The organism is Umezawaea sp. (assembly GCF_036375055.1).
Classification (GTDB): Bacteria; Actinomycetota; Actinomycetes; order Mycobacteriales; family Pseudonocardiaceae; genus Umezawaea.
On record NZ_DASUSQ010000180.1, the window covers coordinates 73,696 to 92,281 of the forward strand.

An 18,586-nucleotide genomic window follows, 5' to 3' on the forward strand; every position below is an offset into this window, starting at 1 on the left:
GCTCCGGCCGTTTTGCCTGCACCTGACGGGTGCGAGGGCGGTGCGGACGCGATTTCCGGAACCGGTTCGGGTTCGGGGGCCGCCGCGTTCCGCGGCGGCCCCCTCCCGCTCAAGCCAGGGGCGGGAGCTGCGGCGGGACGGCTGCGGGACGGGTGACCAGTGCCTCCAGCGCCAGTTCTACGGCCCGGTCGAGCTGCGGGTCGCGGCCCGCGACGCGGTCCTGCGGCGTGATCACCACCTCGACGTCCGGGTCGACGCCGTGGTTCTCCACGCCCCACCCGTGGCCCTCGAACCAGGACGCGTAGCGCGGCTGGGTGACCGGGGTGCCGTCGATCAGCGAGTACTGGCTGTCGATGCCGATGACACCGCCCCACGTGCGGGTGCCGACGATCGGGCCGATGCCCAGCTCCTTGATGGCGACGTTCACGATGTCGCCGTCGGAGCCCGCGAACTCGTCGGTCACCGCGACCACGGGCCCGCGCGGCGCCTCGGACGGGTAGCTGTCGGAGGTCGTGTAGCCGCGGGCGACGGACCAGCCGATGATCCGCCTGCCGAGCTTCTCCACGACCAGCTCGGACGTGTGGCCGCCGGAGTTCTCGCGCACGTCCAGCACCATCGCCTCGCGCTGGAGCTCGACCCGCAGGTCGCGGTGCAGCTGCGCCCAGCCGCCGCCCATCATGTCCGGCACGTGCAGGTAGCCGACGCGGCCCTGCGACAGCTCGTGCACGCGAGCCCGTCGACCGGCGACCCAGGCGTGGTAGCGCAGCGCGGAGTCGTCGTCGAGCGGCACCACGACCACCCGCCGCAGCTCGCCACCGCCGCCGGGGCGGACCGTCAGCTCCACGGGCTTGCCCGCGGTGCCGACGAGCAGCGGCGCGGGGCCCGTGAGCGGGTCCACCTGGCGGCCGTCCACGCCGACCAGCGCGTCACCGGGGCGGATCGCCACGCCGGGCGCGGCCAGCGGCGAGCGGGCCGCGGGGTCGGACGTCTCGCCGGGGATGATCCGGGTGATCCGCCACGCCCCGCCCTCGTCGCGGGCGACGTCGGCGCCGAGCAGGCCCTGCGAGCGGCCCCCGTACCCGCCGCCCCCGCCCACGTAGGCGTGCGACGTGCCGAGTTCGCCCTGCACCTCCCACAGCAGGTCGACCAGGTCGGAGTGGCTGCCCAGCCGGTCGACCAGCGGCCGGTAGCGGTCCAGCACGCCCTGCCAGTCGACGCCGCCCATGTCGGTGCGCCAGAAGTTGTCGCGCATCAGCCGCCCGGCCTCGGCGTAGGCCTGGTGCCACTCGGCGGCCCTGTCCACGACGACCCGCACGCGGGACAGGTCGATGTCGATCGAGTCGGACTCGTCGTCGGGCTCGACCTTGCGGTCGGTCGGCACGAGCCGCAGCGACGAGCCGTCGGTGACGACCATCCGCTGCCCGTCGCCGGTCACGGAGTAGCCGTCCAGGCCGTCGACGAGCACCTCGGCCTTGAGCTTGGCCAGGTCGAAGCGCTCCAGCACCGACCGCGGCGGTCGGGCGTCGGGGCTGGCCATGTTGTCGCCGAGCACGCCGACCAGCGGGCTGCGCCGCCACAGCAGGTTCCCCCTGGCCGCGGTGAGCTGCGCGTAGCGCGCGGCGGCCACCGGGATCGTCACCACGCGGTCCGCCAGGCCGTCCAGGTCCACGACGGTGATCGGGTTCTCGTCGTCGCCGTCCTTCGCCTTGTCCGACGGGTCGTCGTCGCCGATCGGCCTGCCGAGCCGGTACGGGTCGAACGGCGACGGCGTGGTCGCGGCGAGCGGCAGCAGGTACGGGCGGCAGCCGGTCGGGAACGACAGGTCGAACACGTAGGCGTCGTAGACGGGGTCGAAGCTGCGCACCGACAGGAACGCCAGGTACCGGCCGTCCTCGGTGAACGCGGGCGAGAAGTCGGTGAACCGCAGCGGCGTCACGTCCACGGTGGACAGGTCCGTCGTGTTCGCCATCCTGATGTTCTGCAACGGCCTCGGGCCGGGGTGCGACCAGGCGAGCCAGTTCGAGTCCGGCGAGAACGCCAGGTCGCTCACGAGCGGGTTCGCGCCGGACACGACCTCGCGCAGCTCGCCGGACTCCACGTCGACCAGCAGCAGCCTGCCGTCGTGGGTGGCGACCGCGATCCGGCGGCCGTCGGGCGACACCACCAGCTCCTCCACGTGCCCGAGCTGCCCGACCGCGACGCGGCGGGGCGTGTTGCCCGGTTCGACGCCGCCGACGGGCGCGAACTCCAGCCCGTCCTCCCCCTCGGCGTCGGTGACCCACACGACCTGGCCGGACTCGCCGATGACCCTCGGCAGCCTGGCGCGGACGCCGGGCTGCTCGGCCAGCGCGCGGGCGGGGCCGTCCCTGTGCGTCACCCAGTGCACGGTGCCGCGCACCTCGACCACGCTGGCGCGGCCCGTCCTGTCCGGCGACACGTCCTCGACGTTGTGGCTCGCGCTGACGTGCCGCGGCCTGCGGGAGTTGCGCGGCCCGCCGAGCCGGACGTCCAGCCGCCGCGGCTCGGCCTCCAGGCCGTCCAGCAGCCACACCTCGCCCGCGTGCTGGTAGACGACGCGGGTGCCGTCGGTGGTCGCGGCGCGGGCGTAGAACTCCTGCTCGGTGTGCCGCCGCAGGTCCGTGCCGTCCGGGAGGACGGAGTGGACACCGCCCACGCCGTCGTGGTCGGACAGGAACGCGAGCCTGCCGCCGACCCACATCGGCGAGGTGAGCGACGACGTCAGCTCGGGCAGGATCCGGTGGAACTCGTCGTCGCCGTCGAGGTCGAGCCACAGCTTGGCCGCCGACCCGCCGCGGTAGCGCTTCCACCAGGCCGGGTCGCGGCCGTAGGAGCTGGTGATCGCCCGCACCCCGTCGGGGCCGTGCGCGACGTCGCCGACCCAGCCGAACGGCAGCCGCCCGGCGGGTCCGCCGTCGAGCGGCACGGCGTGCGCCCACGACCGGTCCGACGTCGCCTCACGGGCGGCGGTCACGGCCACCACGGCGCCGTCCGGCGTCCAGTCGGCCACCCTGGTCGTGCGGTGCCCCCAGTGCGTCAGCCGCTGCGACTGCCCGCCCTCGACCGGCGCGACGTGCACCTCGGGAGCCCCGTCGCGGGTGCTGGCCCAGGCGAGGGTGGAGCCGTCCGGGGCGAACCTCGGGTTGCTGACCGGCACCTGGTCGGCGGTCACCCGCCACGCCCGACCGCCGTCGATCGGGGCCAGCCAGACGTCGTCCTCGGCCACGAACGTCACGAGGTCGTCGTGCAGGTGCGGGAAGCGGAGGTATGCGGGTTCGATCACACCTCGACGTTAGCGGGCCAGAACCGGCGCCAGTCCTCGGTGTCGAGAGTGGTGATTCCTTCGAGACGTGCCGCGGTCTCGGCCGCGCGGACGTTGCCCGCAAACGTGCGGGCCACCGCCCGGAGCTCGGTTTCGGGGTCCTCCCCCGCGAGCTTCGCCAGCGCCGCCACCACGAACAGGGTCGTGCCGGAGTCGTCGCCCTCGGGGAGGAGGTCGACCGGGAAACCCGCTCGCCCGGTGCGCTGCGCCAGCTTCGCGGCGAGCGCCACGGCGGGCTGGCCGAGCGCGACACCGTCCACACTGGACTCGCGCTGCTTCTCCTGCTGCTTCAGCTCCTCCCAGCGCACCTGCTGCGTCGAGGAGTCGCGCACGCCCGCCGAAGTACGCTGCTCGGCTGAGGCGGCATCCAATCCCGAGTCGCCGCCCGCGAACACGTGCGGGTGCCTGCCGACGAGCTTCGCCACCAGTTCGGCGGCCACGTCGTCCACGGTGAACGCGTCCGAGCCGTGCTCGGCGGCGACGCGGGCGTGGAACAGGACCTGGAGCAGCACGTCGCCCAGCTCCTCGCGCATGGCCGCGCGGTCACCGTCCTCGATGGCCTCCAGCAGTTCGAAGGTCTCCTCGACCAGGTACTGCCGGAGCGTGTCGTGGTCCTGCTCGGCGTCCCACGGGCACCCGCCGGGCGAGCGCAGCCGGTCCATCACGGCCACCGCGTCGAGCAGGCCCGCACCGACGGGCAGGCGGACCACGGGAGCGCCCTCGGCGGCCAGGGCCGCGGCGGCGGGGTCGGCGGCCGACACCGCGACGAGCACGACGGACTCGTCGCGGGCCAGCTTCACCAGCTGCTCGGGCGCGGGCGGCGGCTCGTCGACGCCGAACACGTGCACCGCGCCGCGCAGGTGCGGCAGCGCGGCGACCGGCAGCACGTCACCGGCGCCGCGCAGGACGACGGCGCACCCAGGGGCCAGCGTCACGGCTTGGGCTGCTGGACGGCGATCTGGAAGCCCGCCTTCTCGCCTTCGCTCGGCGCGAGACCCATCGTGGAGGTGTCCCACACGCCGTAGCGCGGGTTGACCCGGATGTTCAGCTCGTCGGACAGCGGCTGGAGCATCCGCAGGCCGATGCCCGCGAGCACGTCCGGCGTCAGCTCCTGCGACGAGCCCTCGGCCGACGGCCGCGCGTCCGTGGAGCGCTCCTTGACGTGCGCGACGATCCAGTTGCCCTGCTCGGGCGACGGCGGGAACGCGATCACCGTGTTCTCCGCCACGCCGAACAGCAGCGTGGTCGCGAGCTGCGGCGACTGCGCGGAGGACACCTGGGCGTTCTCCTCGCCCGCCTGCGAGTCCTTCTGCTTGGCGTCGCGGACGAACTGGGCCATCTTGCTCGGGTCGCGCGAGACCTGCTTGGCCTTGTCGATCGCCTCTTGCGTGTCGTTCGCGTAGAAGTAGTCGAACTTCACCGCGAGCTTGTCCGCGTACTTGCGGCCGATCTCGACCTGGAGGAGCTGGTCGCGGGCGCGCTCGTCGCGGAAGGTGTTCGCGTCGAAGAACGTGCCCTCGCTGAGCTGCTCGGCGCCGCCCGCCTGCTCCAGCAGGTCGCTCAGCATGTCCTCGGAGACGCTGACCTTCTCGCGGTCGGCGGCCCGCAGCGTCAGCTCGTGCTGGATCTTGAACGTGAGGATGTCGCGCGCGGTCTTGTCCAACTTCGCCTGCGGCGCGCCGCCCTCCTGCGTCCGCGCGTCCTCGGGCTGGCGGTCGAGGTAGCTCGACAGCCTCCCCTGGACGAGGTTGAGCGGGATCACGGTGTCGCCCACGATCGCGGCCGAACCAGCCTGCGCCGGACCTGAGCCGCAGCCCGCGAGGAGCAGCGCGGCAGCAGCGCCGAGCAGGGTGAATCGACGGTACCGGGACCTCAGCACAGTGCTCACGAAGCTACCTTCTCACGTCCCAGTGGTCACGCTCACAGCGCTACCCGCCAACGACTCCAGGAAGTGCCCGCACCAGTCGAGCAACTCCTGGTCGCGGAGCTGCGGTGCACCCATTCGGCCGCCCGCGGCGCCCTCCGTCGGCCGCGGCACGGACACCGTGGACACGGACTCCTTGTACACGGCCTTCGGGTGCAGCCTGCGCAGCCGGACGAGCTGCGAGTCCCTCAGCGGCAGCGGCGCGAACCGGATCGTGTTGCCCTGCGTCGCGACCTCGGTGACGCCGTGGCGGCGGCACGCCTGGCGCAGGGTGGCGACCGCGAGCAGCCGGTCGACCGGCAGCGGCGGCGTGCCGTAGCGGTCCTTCAGCTCGTCCAGCACGGCCTGGAGGGCGGCGGCGTCCCCGGCGGCGGCGATCTTGCGGTAGGCCTCCAGCCGCAGCCGCTCGCCCGGCACGTAGTCGTGCGGGATGTGCGCGTCGACCGGCAGGTCGATCCGGACGTCGGCCAGCTCCTCCTCGACCTCCGACTCGGCCCCGGCGTGCTTGCGGAACGCCTCCACGGCCTCGCCGACCAGCCGGATGTAGAGGTCGAAGCCGACGCCCGCGATGTGGCCCGACTGCTCCGCGCCGAGGATGTTGCCCGCGCCGCGGATCTCCAGGTCCTTCATCGCGACCGCCATGCCCGCGCCCAGCTCGGTGTTCTGCGCGATCGTGGCGAGCCGGTCGTGCGCGGTCTCGGTGAGCGGCGACTCCGGCGGGTACAGGAAGTAGGCGTACCCGCGGTCGCGGCCACGGCCCACGCGGCCCCGCAGCTGGTGCAGCTGCGAGAGGCCGAGCATGTCGCCGCGCTCGACGATCAGCGTGTTCGCGTTCGAGATGTCCAGGCCGGTCTCGACGATCGTCGTGCACACGAGCACGTCGTACTCGTTCTCCCAGAAGCCCTCGATGATCTTCTCGAGCTTGTCCTCGTTCATCTGGCCGTGCGCGGTCACGACCCGCGCCTCCGGCACCAGCTCGCGGATCTTGCGCGCGGCCTTCTCGATCGACGACACCCGGTTGTGCACGTAGAAGACCTGGCCGTCGCGCAGCAGCTCGCGCCGGATCGCCGCGCCGACCTGCTTGTCGTCGTAGCCGCCGACGTAGGTCAGGATCGGGTGGCGCTCCTCCGGCGGGGTCAGGATCGTCGACATCTCCCGGATGCCCGCGAGGCTCATCTCCAGGGTGCGCGGGATCGGCGTCGCGGACATGGTGAGCACGTCGACGTGCGTGCGGAGCGCCTTGATGTGCTCCTTGTGCTCCACGCCGAACCGCTGCTCCTCGTCCACGATCACCAGGCCGAGGTCCTTGTACCGCAAGCCCTTCTGCAACAGCCGGTGCGTGCCGATGACGACGTCGACCGAGCCGTCCTCCAGCCCCGCGACGGTCTGCTCGGCCTCCAGCGAGTCGGTGAAGCGCGACAGCCCCTTCACCGTCACGGGGAACGCGCGCATGCGTTCCGCGAACGTGTTCAGGTGCTGCTGCGCCAGCAGGGTCGTCGGCACGAGCACCACGACCTGCTTGCCGTCCTGCACCGCCTTGAACGCCGCCCGCACCGCGATCTCGGTCTTGCCGTAGCCGACGTCGCCGCAGATGACCCGGTCCATCGGGACCGACCGCTCCATGTCGGCCTTGACCTCGTCGATCGCCGCCATCTGGTCGATCGTCTCGGTGAACGGGAACGCGTCCTCCAGCTCCCGCTGCCACGGCGTGTCCGGCGCGAACGCGTGGCCCGGCGCGGACTGGCGGGCCGCGTAGAGCTGCACCAGCTCGGCGGCGATCTGCTTGACCGCCTTGCGAGCCTTGGTCTTCGTGTTCTTCCAGTCCGACCCGCCGAGCTTGTTCAACGTAGGCAGCTCGCCGCCGACGTACCGCGAGATGTCGTCGAGCTGGTCGGTCGGCACGAACAGGCGGTCGCCCGGCTGGCCGCGCTTGCTGGAGCCGTACTCCAGCACCAGGTACTCGCGGGTCGCGCCCGCGACCGTGCGCTGCACCATCTCCACGTACTTGCCGATGCCGTGCTGCTCGTGCACGACGTAGTCGCCGGGGCGCAGGGCCAGCGGGTCGACGCTGTTGCGCCGCCGCGACGGCATCTTGCGCATGTCCTTCGTGGACGTCCCGCCGCGACCGCCGGTCAGGTCCGTCTCGGTGAGCACCACCAGCGCCAGCTCGGGGATGGAGAAGCCCTCTTCGAGCGTGCCCCGCACCACCGTGACCAGTCCGGCCTTCGGCGGCTCGACCAGGCCGTCCTCCGCCAGCGTCGACGCCACGTCGGCGTCGCGGAGCTGCTGGGCCGCGCGCTGCGCCGTCCCCGTTCCGGGCACGACGAGCACCGCCGTGCCGCCGGTCGCGACGTGCGCGCGCAGGTCGGCGAACGCCCGCTCGATGTCGCCCTGGTAGGCCTCGACGTGCTTGAGGTCGAGGCGCAGCACGTCCTCGCCCTCGCTGGTGAGCTGGCTCAGCGTCCACCACGCCCGCCCCCTGGCGCGGGCCGCGTCCGCCGCCTCGGCCAGGCTCCGGTACGCCGACGCGCCGAGGTCGATCGGCGCCTTGCCGCCGCCCGCCGCAGCCATCCACGACGCTTCGAGGAACTCCTGGCCGGTCCGCACCAGGTCCTGCGCGCGGGCCCGGATCTTCTCCGGGTCGGCCAGCAGCACCCGCGTGCCGTCCGGGACGATGTCGGTGAGCATCTGGAGCTCGCCCTCGCAGAGCGCCGGGATCAGCGCCTCCATGCCCTCGGACGGGATGCCGTTCACGATCTTGTCGAGCATCTCCACCAGGTGCGCGTCCCCCTGGTGCTCGGCCGACAGCGCCGCCGCGCGCGCCTTCACGTCGTCGGTCAGCAGCATCTCGCGGCACGGCGGCGCGGTGAACCCGCGCACCTCCGTCGGCAGCGAGCGCTGGTCGGCCACCGAGAACGGCCGGATCTCGCTGACCTCGTCGCCCCAGAACTCGACCCGCAGCGGGTGCTCGGCGGTCGGCGGGAACACGTCCAGGATCCCGCCGCGCACCGCGAACTCACCGCGCTTCTCGACCATGTCGACCCGCGCGTAGGCCACGTCCACCAGCCGCTGCACCAGCTCGGCGAAGTCGAACTCCACCCCCACCTCCAGGTGGACCGGCGTGAGTTCACCCAGTCCGGGCGCCATCGGCTGGATCAGGCTGCGGACGGTCGTCACCACGACCCTCAGCGCCCCCGCCGGGTGCTCCTCCGGGTGCGCCAGCCGCCGCAGGACCTGCAACCGGGCACCGACCGTGTCCGCCCTCGGCGACAGCCGCTCGTGCGGCAGCGTCTCCCACGACGGGAAGTGCACGACCGAGTCCGGGCCGATCAGGTCGCACAGCTCGGAGGTCAGCTCATCGGCCTCGCGCCCGGTCGCCGTCACCACCAGCACCGGCCGGTCGGCACCCCGCGCCGACGCCAGCGCCGCGGTGACCAGCGGGCGCGCGGCGGGTGGGCCCTCCAGTTCCAGCGACGGCTCGTCCGCGGCGTCGACCAGCGCGCGCAGCGCCTTGTCGGACAGCACGGTGGTCAGCAGGCCGGACAGCGGGCCGGGCTGGGGCATTTCGGGGCTCCTGTGCGTGAAACGCGGACAGACCCCTGCCTGGGACTGATTGCTCCCAGGGAGGGGTTCTCGGCCTCCAGCGTAACTCGGTTGCGGCGCCCGGCACGCTGGAGTGGTGAAGCACAAAGAGGTCAGGGCCGACTACGACGATCGGCACATCACCGTCTACCAGGCGTATTCGCCCGCCATCGCGTTGCAGGCGCTGGAGGCGGGCACGTTCGTGCCCCCTTTCAAACCCGATCGGATGACATGGGTGAAGCCGTCGTTCCTGTGGATGATGTACCGCTGCGGCTGGGGCCTGAAGGAGGGCCAGGAGCACGTGCTGGCCGTGCGCGTGACCCGTTCGGGTTTCGAGTCGGCGCTGCGGGACGCCGTCCTCAGCCACGACCGCTCGGTCCGCAAGCCGGAGGTCCGCGTCCAGTGGGACCCCGAACGCGACCTGCACCACAACGCCCTCGACCACCGTTCCCTGCAACTCGGCCTGGCGGGCGCGACCAGCACCCGCTACGTCGCCGAGTGGATCACCGGGCTGACCGACGTGACACCGCTGGCGCGGGAGGTCCACGCACTGGTCCGCGCGGGCTCGCTCGACGAGGCCACCGCCCTGCTCCCGGTCGAGCGCCCGTACCCGCTGCCGGAGGACGTCCGCGAGCACCTCGGCGCCTCGGCCTGAACACCGACCACACCTCGAACCAGTCATTGTGGACACATGAGCAGACTCGTCGGGGTTCTGGTCTTGGCTCTCGCAGCCGGGTGCACGACAACGGCCTCCGGTGGTGGCGCGCCGCCCGCTGAAGCCCCGTCCGGTCTCAAGGTGGAGCAGGTCGTCGGCGGCCTGAGCCACGCCTGGGACGTGGGGTTCCTGCCCGACGGGCAAGTCCTGGTGACGCAGCGCCCCGGCAAGCTGACCCTCGTCGAGGACGGCAGGGCGACCGACCTCGTCGCCGACCTGGACGACGTGCAGCCGCGCGGCGAGGGTGGACTGATGGGTCTGGTGGTGCACCCGGACTTCGCCACCTCCCGGCTGTTCACCACCTGCCAGACCTCGCGCGAGGACGTCCGGCTCGTCACGTGGCAGCTGTCCCCCGACAACGCCAGCGCCGTGCGGGTCAAGAACCCGCTGCTGGGCGGGCTGCCGGTGGCCGCGAGCGGCAGGCACTCGGGATGCAGGCCGACGCTCGCCCAGGACGGGGCGCTGCTCGTCGGCACGGGTGACACGGCGCAGGGCTCGTTCTCGCAGGACCTGGCGAACCTGGGCGGCAAGGTGCTGCGGATCGACCTGGCGACGGGCGCGCCGCTGCCGGACAACCCCACGCCCGGCAGCCGGGTCCTCACCTACGGCCACCGCAACGTGCAGGGCGTGGCCGTGCACCCGAGGACGGGCCGGGTGTTCACCGCCGAGCACGGGCCGGACGTCGACGACGAGCTGAACCTGGTCGAGCCCGGTGCGAACTACGGCTGGGACCCGAGCCGGGGCGGCACCGAGCCCGGTTACGACGAGAGCGTGCCGATGACCGACCTCACCCGGTTCCCGGACGCCGTGGAGGCGGTCTGGAAGTCCGGTGACCCGACCGAGGCGATCTGCGGCGCGGCGTTCCTGTCCGGCGCGCAGTGGGGCGACCTGGACGGCGTGCTGGCGGTGAGCGCGCTCAAGGGCTCGAAGCTGATGCTGTTCACGCTGACGCCGGAGGGCGGCGTCCACTCGGTGGCGGTCCCGCCGGAGCTGGACGACACCAGGGGCCGTCTGCGCGGCGCCCGGCTGGGCCCGGACGGCGCGCTCTACGTCACGACGTCCAACGGCACCGACGACGAGCTGCTGAAGGTCACCCGCGGCTAGCGGATCGTGAGCCTCGGCTTGTGGTCCATGTGGGACAGGCCCCGCCACGCGAGGTTGACCAGGTGCGCGGCGACCTCGTCCTTCTTCGGCTTGCGCACCTCCAGCCACCACTGGCCGGTGAGCGCGACCATGCCGACGAGCGCCTGGCTGTAGAGCGCGGCGAGCTTGCGGTCGTAGCCGCCCTGGGAGAAGTGGGTGCCGAGGATGCTCTCGACCTGGGAGGCGATGTCGTTGAGCAGCGAGGAGAACGTGCCCGTCGCCGACGCGACCGGTGAGTCGCGCACCAGGATGCGGAACCCGTCCGACGAGCCCTCGATGTAGTCGAGCAGCGCGCACGCGGCCTGCTCCAGGAGTTCGCGCGGGTGCCCGCCGGACAGGGCGTTGACGATCTGGTCCATCAGGGCTTCCATCTCGCGGTCGACGACGACCGCGTAGATGCCCTCCTTGCCGCCGAAGTGCTCGTACACGACGGGCTTGCTCACGCCCGCGCGGTGCGCGATCTCCTCGACCGAGGTGACCTCGTAGCCCTTCTCGGCGAACAGGGCGCGCGCGACGTCGAGGAGCTGCTCGCGCCGCTCCTTGCCCGTCATCCGGACCCTGGCGACCGGAGCCGCGTCGGGGTCGCCCTTGCGCCGTCTCGCCGTCATCCCGGTCACCCTAGGCGCACGGCGACCTGGCAAAACGCGCGCCCCTCGCCACGCGACCCGTGGCGAGGGGCGCGCGGGGATCACGTCCGGCTGATGCGCCGGAGGCGCTGCTCGTCGGGCCAGCGGACGTTCGTCGCCCAGCCGAGCCGCTCGAACACGCGGATGAGCCGCGCGGAGATGTCGACCTGGCCGCGCCGCACGCCGTGGCGGGCGCACGTCGGGTCGGCGTGGTGCAGGTTGTGCCACGACTCGCCGAACGACAGGACCGCGAGCGGCCAGAAGTTGGCGGACTTGTCGCGGGCGGCGAAGGGTCGGTCGCCGATCATGTGGCAGATCGAGTTCACCGACCACGTGACGTGGTGCAGGAACGCGACCCGGACCAGCCCGGCCCAGAAGAACGCGCTCAGCGCGCCCTGCCAGGACAGCGTGACGAGGCCGCCGAGCACCGCCGGGGCCAGCAGGCTCACGACGGTCCACAGCACGAACCGCCGGTTGACCCCGACCAGGTCGTCGTCGGCGAGCAGGTCGGGGGCGAAGCGCCGCGCGTTGGTGTTGTCGCGGTCGAACAGCCAGCCCGTGTGGGCGTGCCAGAAGCCCTTGGCCAGTGCGGCGGGGCCGGTGCCGAACAGCCACGGCGAGTGCGGGTCGCCCTCGCGGTCGGAGAAGGCGTGGTGGCGGCGGTGGTCGGCGACCCAGTCGATGACCGGGCCCTGGAGGGCGGTGCTGCCCATGACCGCGAGCGCGATCTTCAGCGCCCGGTTGGCCTTGAAGGAGCCGTGGGTGAAGTAGCGGTGGTAGCCGACGGTGATGCCGAGGCCCGCCAGGCAGTAGAAGACGGCGAACAGGACCACGTCGACCCAGCCGAGGCCCCAGCCCCACGCGAACGGGACGGCGGCCAGCAGTGCCAGGAACGGCACGACGACGAACACGTGGACGGAGATCTGCTCGGCGGTGCCGCGCCGTCCGTCGATGATCGGTTTCGGACCGTTGCCGGTGGACCGGCCGATGGTGCTGGTCATGCGTCGTACCTCGGGGTGTGTGGGGTCGGGACTCAACCTACGCATCCGTAACTTACGGAAGCGTAGGTTAGGGCATCCTTGTTTGGCCAGTGGTCCCACCCCACCCGTCGCGGCCGGGACGTTCCGCCCGGACACCACGCGACCTGCGCGGTCATCATGTGCGGGTGGAGCAACCCAACGTCCGGCCGCGCCGCCGCCGGATCGCAATCCTCACCGCGCTCGGCGTGGTCGTCGTCCTGCTGCTGCTCACCGGCGCCGTGCTCGGCGGCGGCTGGTACTACAGCGGGCAGCTGCTCGAACCCGCGAACTCCCGCCCCGGCTACCCGGACACGTCCGCGGGACCCGTCGGGGACGCCGAGGAGCCCGCCGTGCTGCTGGAGCAGTCCGAGGACACCGTCCTGCCCGGCACGTGGGGACTGCTGTGGGACGGCGGGGCCGCCCGCGTCGGCCCGGTCGAGGGCCGTCCGGACGGCAAGGTGCGCCGCCCGCTGGTGGCGGGCACGGCCCCGCCCGCCGGTACGAAGGTGCGGATGGCCACCACCGTCTGGGCCACCGACCCGAAGGCCGCGCTCGGGCTCGACTTCACCGACGTGGAGGTCGAGACCGAGCTGGGCGCCGCGCCCGCGTGGTTCGTCCCCGGCACCTCGTCCACGTGGGTGGTCGCCGTGCACGGCCGCGCCGGGTCGCGCTCCGAGGCGCTGCGGGTGCTGCCGCGGCTGCACGAACGGGGCCTGCCGACGCTGGTCGTGACCTACCGCAACGACACCGACGAGGGCGCCCCCGCGTCCCCGGACGGCCTCTACCACCTCGGCGGCACGGAGTGGCGCGACGTCGAGGACGCCGTGGAGTACGCCAAGGCCAACGGCGCGGCGAACGTGCTGCTCTACGGCTGGTCGATGGGCGGCGCGATCATCGGCCAGCTGCTCGCGCGGTCGCCGGTGGCCCCCTCGGTCACGGGGGTCGTCCTGGACGCGCCGGTCACGAGCTGGACGAAGACCCTGGAGCTCCAGGCCGCCAACCGGGGCGTGCCGACGGCGATCGTGCCGGTCGCCGAACTCGTCTCCGACTGGCGGGCGGACATCGGCTTCGACCGGTTCGACCTGGTCGAGAACCCGCCCGCGGTGAAGCCGAGGACGCTGGTCTTCCACGGCGACGCGGACGGGACCGTGCCCGTGCGGGGTTCGCGGGACCTGGCCGCGGCGGCCGAGCGCCTCCGGTGGCCGCTCCGGTACGTCGAGGTGCCGGGCGCGGACCACACGGCGGCGTGGAACACCGACCAGGCGGCCTACGAGAGGAATCTGGGCGACTTCCTGACCAGCGTGATCAGCACCTCTTGACCTGGCACAACACGGTACGTCATGATCGAATTACACAATGGTGGCGGCCAGTTGAGTGGTCGTGCGACCAAGTGCGGCGCAGGCATGACAACATGTGTTCGCGCGGGCGGGGCTTGCCCCGCCCGATCCGCCATGGTGTAAAGGCAGCACCTCTGATTTTGGTTCAGATGGTCCAGGTTCGAATCCTGGTGGCGGAGCGGAACAGCCGGACCGGGGCCTCCGGTCCGGAGCCCTGCGGTTGTTGCATGGGGGTGTGGGTCGCTGCACGACGAAGCGGTCGATGAGCAGGACAACGTGTCGCCAGCGCTGCACGAGATGTCCGACGCCTGGCTGGTCGGCCGCGCGCAAGAACTCATGGCGATCGCCCAGAGCAGCCACCTCGCGGACCAGCTCGACGCCGCGAGCGAGGTCGACGAGATCCTCGAAGAGGCCCAGGGTCGCGGTGAGCCGCGGATCGTCGCACAGCTGCTCAGGGCCGCCGCCGTCGTCCGGCTCGTGACCCCCGGCCTGGTCGACCTGTCCGACCCCCTGCTCGACGAGATGCTCGCGCACACGCAGCGGCACGGCCTGGTCGTGCTGGAGGCCGAGGCGCACGCCCTGCGCGGTCGCCGGTTCCTGCTGGGCAACGTCGAGGACAAGGCGCTCACCGAGGTCGCCCGCGGGCTCGCGATGCTCGAGGAAGGCCTCACGCCGGACCCGGTGCTGGACAAGCGCACCTGGAACCGGCTGCTCGCCTCCGCGTTGCAGAGCACGGGCCTCGTGCTCACCCAGCTCGGCGTGTTCGCGCTCGCCGACGAGGTCCTGGCCAGGGCGAACGAGGCCATCAGGGAGAGCGCGGGCCCGCACCAGATCTACGTGCACCTGCTCAACCGCACCCGGCTCAAGATCGGCTGGGGGCTGCGGATCGAGCGGGTCGACAACTTCGACGAGGCCATGGCGCACTTCGCGATGGCCTCGGCCATCGCGAAGGCCGTGGAGGGCCCGTTCCGCGAGTCGCTGCACCCCGGCCGCCGCGACCGCTCGGCCGCCGACCAGGTGCCGGTGATCGGGGCCGCGCACGCGCTGGCCGAACCGTCCTCCGGTCACCTCGACCGGCTGTGGACGCTCCTGGAGCTGTCCATGTACGCCCGCGAGCTGATCATCGTGGCCATCGCGCTCGCCCGCTGCCTGGAGACCGAGCAGCGGGTCGACGAGGGCCTCAAGGTGCTCAGCGACGCGCGCAAGCGGCTGGAGCACGACACGTCCGAGCCGACGCTGATGCTGTGCCTGGTCCGCGAGTTCGCCCGCCTGTCGGACACCGCGGGCGAGGAGACCGTGTCCGCGCTCCAGAGCTACGCGACGGCGCTGGAGGTCGAGCTGTGGCAGATGCAGGAGGCGCGCACGTCGACCCTCATCACCCGCCGCGACCACGAACGGCTGACGCGGGCGCACGGCGCCATCGCGCAGCAGGCCTTGCAGGACCCGCTGACCGGCCTGCCGAACCGCCGGGCGCTCGACGAGAAGATGGCGACCCTCATCACCGGCCAGATCTACCCGCTGTCGATCGCGCTGGTCGACCTGGACGGGTTCAAGGTCGTCAACGACCGGTATTCGCACGCCGAGGGCGATGACGTCCTTCGGGTGATTGCGAGCACACTGCGCCAAGCCCTCCGGGGTGACGACATGGTGGCCCGCTACGGCGGCGACGAGTTCGTCGTCCTGCTGCCCGGCGCACCCCTCAGCGCCGCCCAGGCCGCACTGGGTCGAGCCGTGGATGCTGTGGCGGGCTTGCCTTTGGACCTCTCGCGCGGGGTCACCCTGTCCGTCGGCGTGATCTCCCTGAGGCCCCGCGAGACCGCGAACCAGGCCCTCTCCCGAGCCGACTCCGCGATGTACGTGGCGAAGCGCCAAGGTGGATCCCAGGTGGCCGCCGTAGCTGGAGAAGCCGACCCGGAGGCCTAGTATCGGCTCCTGGCGGGAGCCAGGTCCCTCCCGTCGCAGGCAAGTCTGAGAAGAACTGCTTCTAAGGGAGAGCGCTGATGCTCCAGGGTGGTAGCACCCCAGGCTCCGCAGGCCCCGTCAGCACCATCGTCCTCGCCGCGGGTGAAGGCACCCGCATGCGTTCGGGGACCCCCAAGGTGCTGCACCGGATCGCGGGTCGTTCATTGGTGGAGCACGCGGTGCGCGCGGCGGCCGGAACCGATCCTGACCACTTGGCCGTCGTGGTGGGCCACGGCCGCGCGGCCGTCACCGACCACCTGGACGCCCTCGGCGCGGCGCTCGACCGCAAGGTCACCGTCGCCGTGCAGGAGGAGCAGAACGGCACCGGGCACGCCGTCGGCTGCGGCCTGGCGGAACTGCCCGCCGACCTCACCGGCACCGTGCTCGTCAGCTACGGCGACGTGCCGCTGCTGGACACCGACACCCTGCGCGGCCTGCTGGCCGAGCACGTCGGGTCCGGCAACGCGGTCACCGTGCTGACGTCGGTGCTGCCCGACCCGACCGGCTACGGCCGGATCGTGCGCGACGCGGACGGCACCGTCCGGGCGATCGTCGAGCAGAAGGACGCCACCGAGGACCAGCTCGCGATCAGCGAGATCAACTCGGGGGTCTACGCGTTCGACGCCGAGGTGCTGCGCGACGGGCTCTCGCGGCTGTCCACGGACAACGCGCAGGGCGAGCTGTACCTGACCGACGTGCTGGGCATCGCGCGCGGCGACGGCAAGCGGGTCGGCGCGCTGATCGCGGCGGACCCGTGGCTGGTCGAGGGCGTGAACGACCGCGTGCAGCTCGCGAAGCTCGGCGCCGAGCTGAACCGCCGCCTGGTCGAGCACTGGATGCGCCAGGGCGTCACGATCGTCGACCCGGCCACCACGTGGCTGGACGCGGACGTGTCGCTCGGCCGCGACGTGCTCGTCGAGCCCGGCGTGCAGCTGCGCGCGGGCACCACCGTCGGCGAGGGCGCGACCATCGGCCCGGACACCACGCTCTCGGCGTGCGTGATCGGCGCGGGCGCGACCGTCGTCCGCACCCACGGCAGCCAGGCCGAGATCGGCGACCACGCGGGCGTCGGCCCGTTCGCCTACCTCCGGCCGGGCACGAAGCTCGGCGCGACCGGCAAGATCGGCACGTTCGTCGAGGTGAAGAACTCGGACATCGGCGTCGGCAGCAAGGTCCCGCACCTGAGCTACATCGGCGACACCACCGTCGGCGAGCACAGCAACGTCGGCGCGGCCAGCGTCACCGTCAACTACGACGGCGTGAAGAAGCACCGGACCGTCATCGGCAGCCACTGCCGCACCGGCTCGGACAACATGTTCGTCGCCCCCGTCACGGTCGGCGACGGCGCCTACACCGGCGCGGGCAGCGTCATCCGGCGCAACGTCCCGCCGGGCGCGCTGGCCGTCTCCGGAGGCCCCCAGCGCAACCTGGAGGGCTGGGTGACCAGCCGCAGGCCGGGCACCGCCGCCGCCGAGGCTGCGGAACGCGCCCAGGCGGCTCAGACTGTGGATCCCACCGATGAAGGGCCTCGACCGTGAGCTTCTCGATGTCCGTGTCCGGCACACCGAAGAAGAACCTGATGCTCTTCGGGGGCCGCGCGTACCCCGAGCTGACGGAGGAGGTGGCCAAGCACCTCAACGTGTCGGTCACCCCTCAGTCCGCCTACGACTTCGCGAACGGCGAGATCTTCGTCCGCTTCGAGGAGAGCGTGCGCGGCTGCGACGCCTTCGTCATCCAGAGCCACTGCGCACCCATCAACCAGTGGCTGATGGAACAGCTGATCATGGTCGACGCGCTGAAGCGCGCGAGCGCGAAGCGCATCACCGTGATCATGCCGTTCTACCCCTACGCCAGGCAGGACAAGAAGCACCGGGGCCGCGAACCCATCTCCGCCAGGCTGGTGGCGGACATGTTCAAGACGGCGGGCGCCGACCGCCTGGTCTCGGTCGACCTGCACACCTCGCAGATCCAGGGCTTCTTCGACGGCCCGGTGGACCACCTCTGGGCCATGCCGCTGCTGGCCGACCACGTCCGCGAGAAGTACGCGGGCAACGACCTCACCGTCGTGTCCCCGGACGCGGGCCGCACCAAGCTCGCGGAGAAGTGGGCCGACACCCTGGGCGGCAGCCCGATCGCCTTCATCCACAAGACCCGCGACCCGCTGCGCCCGAACGAGGTCGTGGCGAACCGGGTGGTCGGCCAGGTCAAGGACCGCACCTGCGTGGTCATCGACGACATGATCGACACCGGCGGCACCATCGTGAAGGCGGTGGAGCAGCTGCTCAAGGAGGGCGCGGCGGACGTCGTCATCGCCGCGACCCACGGCGTCCTCTCCGGCCCCGCCTACGAACGCCTGAAGAACTGCGGCGCCAGGGAGGTCATCTTCACCGACACCCTCCCGATCCCCGTGGAGAAGCGCTTCCCGACCATGACGGTCCTCTCCATCGCCCCCCTGCTGGCAAGGGTCATCCAGGAGGTCTTCGAAGACGGCTCGGTGACCAGCCTCTTCGACGGCAACGCCTGACCCGGCCACCACGCACACACAAGAGCGGCGCCCCAGGGCGCCGCTCTTGCTGCTTTCACCGAAGTGGCTCCTGAACCGGACCGGCGCACTGAACCGACTGGACGGAACCCGGCGGGACCCGGCGGGACTCGGCCGAACGAGAGCCGACCGGTCCACATCCACCACCACGTCCTCGAACTGGACCCACAACCCATCCGGCCCACCCCCGGTCCACCCCCGGCCCACATCCGCCACCACGTCTTCGGGCTGATCCCACAGCCCACCCGGCCTCCCCGGCCCCCGGCCCCCGGCCCAACCCCGTCCCCACCCGGACCCACTGCCCTTCCACCCCTTCCCCCCGGCCACCCCGATTGCTCTACCAACGTCGTGGCCGCGCACGCTTGTCAAGGCATCTTTCCCGCCTTGACAAGCGTG

General features: G+C 72.1%; 12 protein-coding genes and 1 tRNA gene. 7 read left to right on the forward strand and 6 right to left on the reverse strand.

Annotated features, from left to right (window positions below; genetic code table 11):
* Positions 1 to 109: 109 nt before the first annotated feature.
* From VFZ92_RS42050 to mfd, 4 genes are read right to left on the reverse strand one after another with little or no spacing between them, the layout of a single operon-like run.
* Positions 110 to 3,301 (reverse strand): S41 family peptidase, encoded by a 3,192-nt coding sequence (locus VFZ92_RS42050; RefSeq protein ID WP_330883749.1) that lies wholly within the window; start codon positions 3,299 to 3,301, stop codon positions 110 to 112.
* A complete protein-coding gene (locus VFZ92_RS42055; RefSeq protein ID WP_414720126.1) occupies positions 3,298 to 4,269 on the reverse strand; it encodes a MazG family protein in 972 nt (323 codons plus the stop codon). The genes VFZ92_RS42050 and VFZ92_RS42055 overlap by 4 nt, the downstream gene beginning before the upstream one ends.
* Before the next feature lie 2 nt (positions 4,270 to 4,271).
* A complete protein-coding gene (locus VFZ92_RS42060) occupies positions 4,272 to 5,228 on the reverse strand; it encodes a hypothetical protein (protein WP_330883753.1) in 957 nt (318 codons plus the stop codon).
* 12 nt (positions 5,229 to 5,240) lie between these two features.
* A complete protein-coding gene (mfd, locus tag VFZ92_RS42065; protein WP_330883755.1) occupies positions 5,241 to 8,828 on the reverse strand; it encodes a transcription-repair coupling factor in 3,588 nt (1,195 codons plus the stop codon).
* Positions 8,829 to 8,943: 115 nt separating this feature from the next.
* On the opposite strand from mfd, the gene VFZ92_RS42070 reads away from it, so the two are divergent.
* Positions 8,944 to 9,501 (forward strand): DUF4291 domain-containing protein, encoded by a 558-nt coding sequence (locus tag VFZ92_RS42070; RefSeq protein ID WP_330883757.1) that lies wholly within the window; start codon positions 8,944 to 8,946, stop codon positions 9,499 to 9,501.
* 36 nt (positions 9,502 to 9,537) lie between these two features.
* The gene (locus VFZ92_RS42075) at positions 9,538 to 10,665 is read left to right on the forward strand and encodes a PQQ-dependent sugar dehydrogenase (protein WP_330883759.1); all 1,128 of its coding nucleotides are present in this window, start codon (positions 9,538 to 9,540) and stop codon (positions 10,663 to 10,665) included.
* On the opposite strand, the gene VFZ92_RS42080 is transcribed toward VFZ92_RS42075, so the two are convergent.
* Both VFZ92_RS42080 and VFZ92_RS42085 read right to left on the reverse strand, forming a co-directional pair.
* Entirely contained in the window at positions 10,662 to 11,255 is a 594-nt protein-coding gene (locus VFZ92_RS42080) for a TetR/AcrR family transcriptional regulator (RefSeq protein WP_330883778.1), read from the reverse strand. The genes VFZ92_RS42075 and VFZ92_RS42080 overlap by 4 nt on opposite strands.
* A gap of 137 nt (positions 11,256 to 11,392) precedes the next feature.
* Positions 11,393 to 12,331: an acyl-CoA desaturase gene (locus VFZ92_RS42085; protein WP_330883761.1), complete on the reverse strand. Its 939-nt coding sequence runs from the start codon at positions 12,329 to 12,331 to the stop codon at positions 11,393 to 11,395.
* A gap of 164 nt (positions 12,332 to 12,495) precedes the next feature.
* Here VFZ92_RS42085 and VFZ92_RS42090 point away from each other — a divergent pair, with 164 nt between their 5' ends.
* The 5 genes from VFZ92_RS42090 to VFZ92_RS42110 all read left to right on the forward strand — a co-directional run bounded on the left by VFZ92_RS42090 (position 12,496) and on the right by VFZ92_RS42110 (position 18,172).
* Entirely contained in the window at positions 12,496 to 13,668 is a 1,173-nt protein-coding gene (locus VFZ92_RS42090; RefSeq protein ID WP_330883763.1) for an alpha/beta hydrolase family protein, read from the forward strand.
* A gap of 126 nt (positions 13,669 to 13,794) precedes the next feature.
* Positions 13,795 to 13,865: transfer RNA gene (locus VFZ92_RS42095), tRNA-Gln, on the forward strand.
* Positions 13,866 to 13,962: 97 nt separating this feature from the next.
* Positions 13,963 to 15,609, forward strand: a complete 1,647-nt coding sequence (locus VFZ92_RS42100) for a GGDEF domain-containing protein (RefSeq protein ID WP_330883765.1) — start codon at positions 13,963 to 13,965, stop codon at positions 15,607 to 15,609.
* Between the two features lie 77 nt (positions 15,610 to 15,686).
* On the forward strand, positions 15,687 to 17,186 hold the full coding sequence (glmU, locus tag VFZ92_RS42105) for a bifunctional UDP-N-acetylglucosamine diphosphorylase/glucosamine-1-phosphate N-acetyltransferase GlmU (RefSeq protein ID WP_330883768.1): 1,500 nt from the start codon (positions 15,687 to 15,689) through the stop codon (positions 17,184 to 17,186).
* Positions 17,187 to 17,194: 8 nt separating this feature from the next.
* On the forward strand, positions 17,195 to 18,172 hold the full coding sequence (locus VFZ92_RS42110; RefSeq protein ID WP_330883780.1) for a ribose-phosphate diphosphokinase: 978 nt from the start codon (positions 17,195 to 17,197) through the stop codon (positions 18,170 to 18,172).
* Positions 18,173 to 18,586 lie beyond the last annotated feature (414 nt).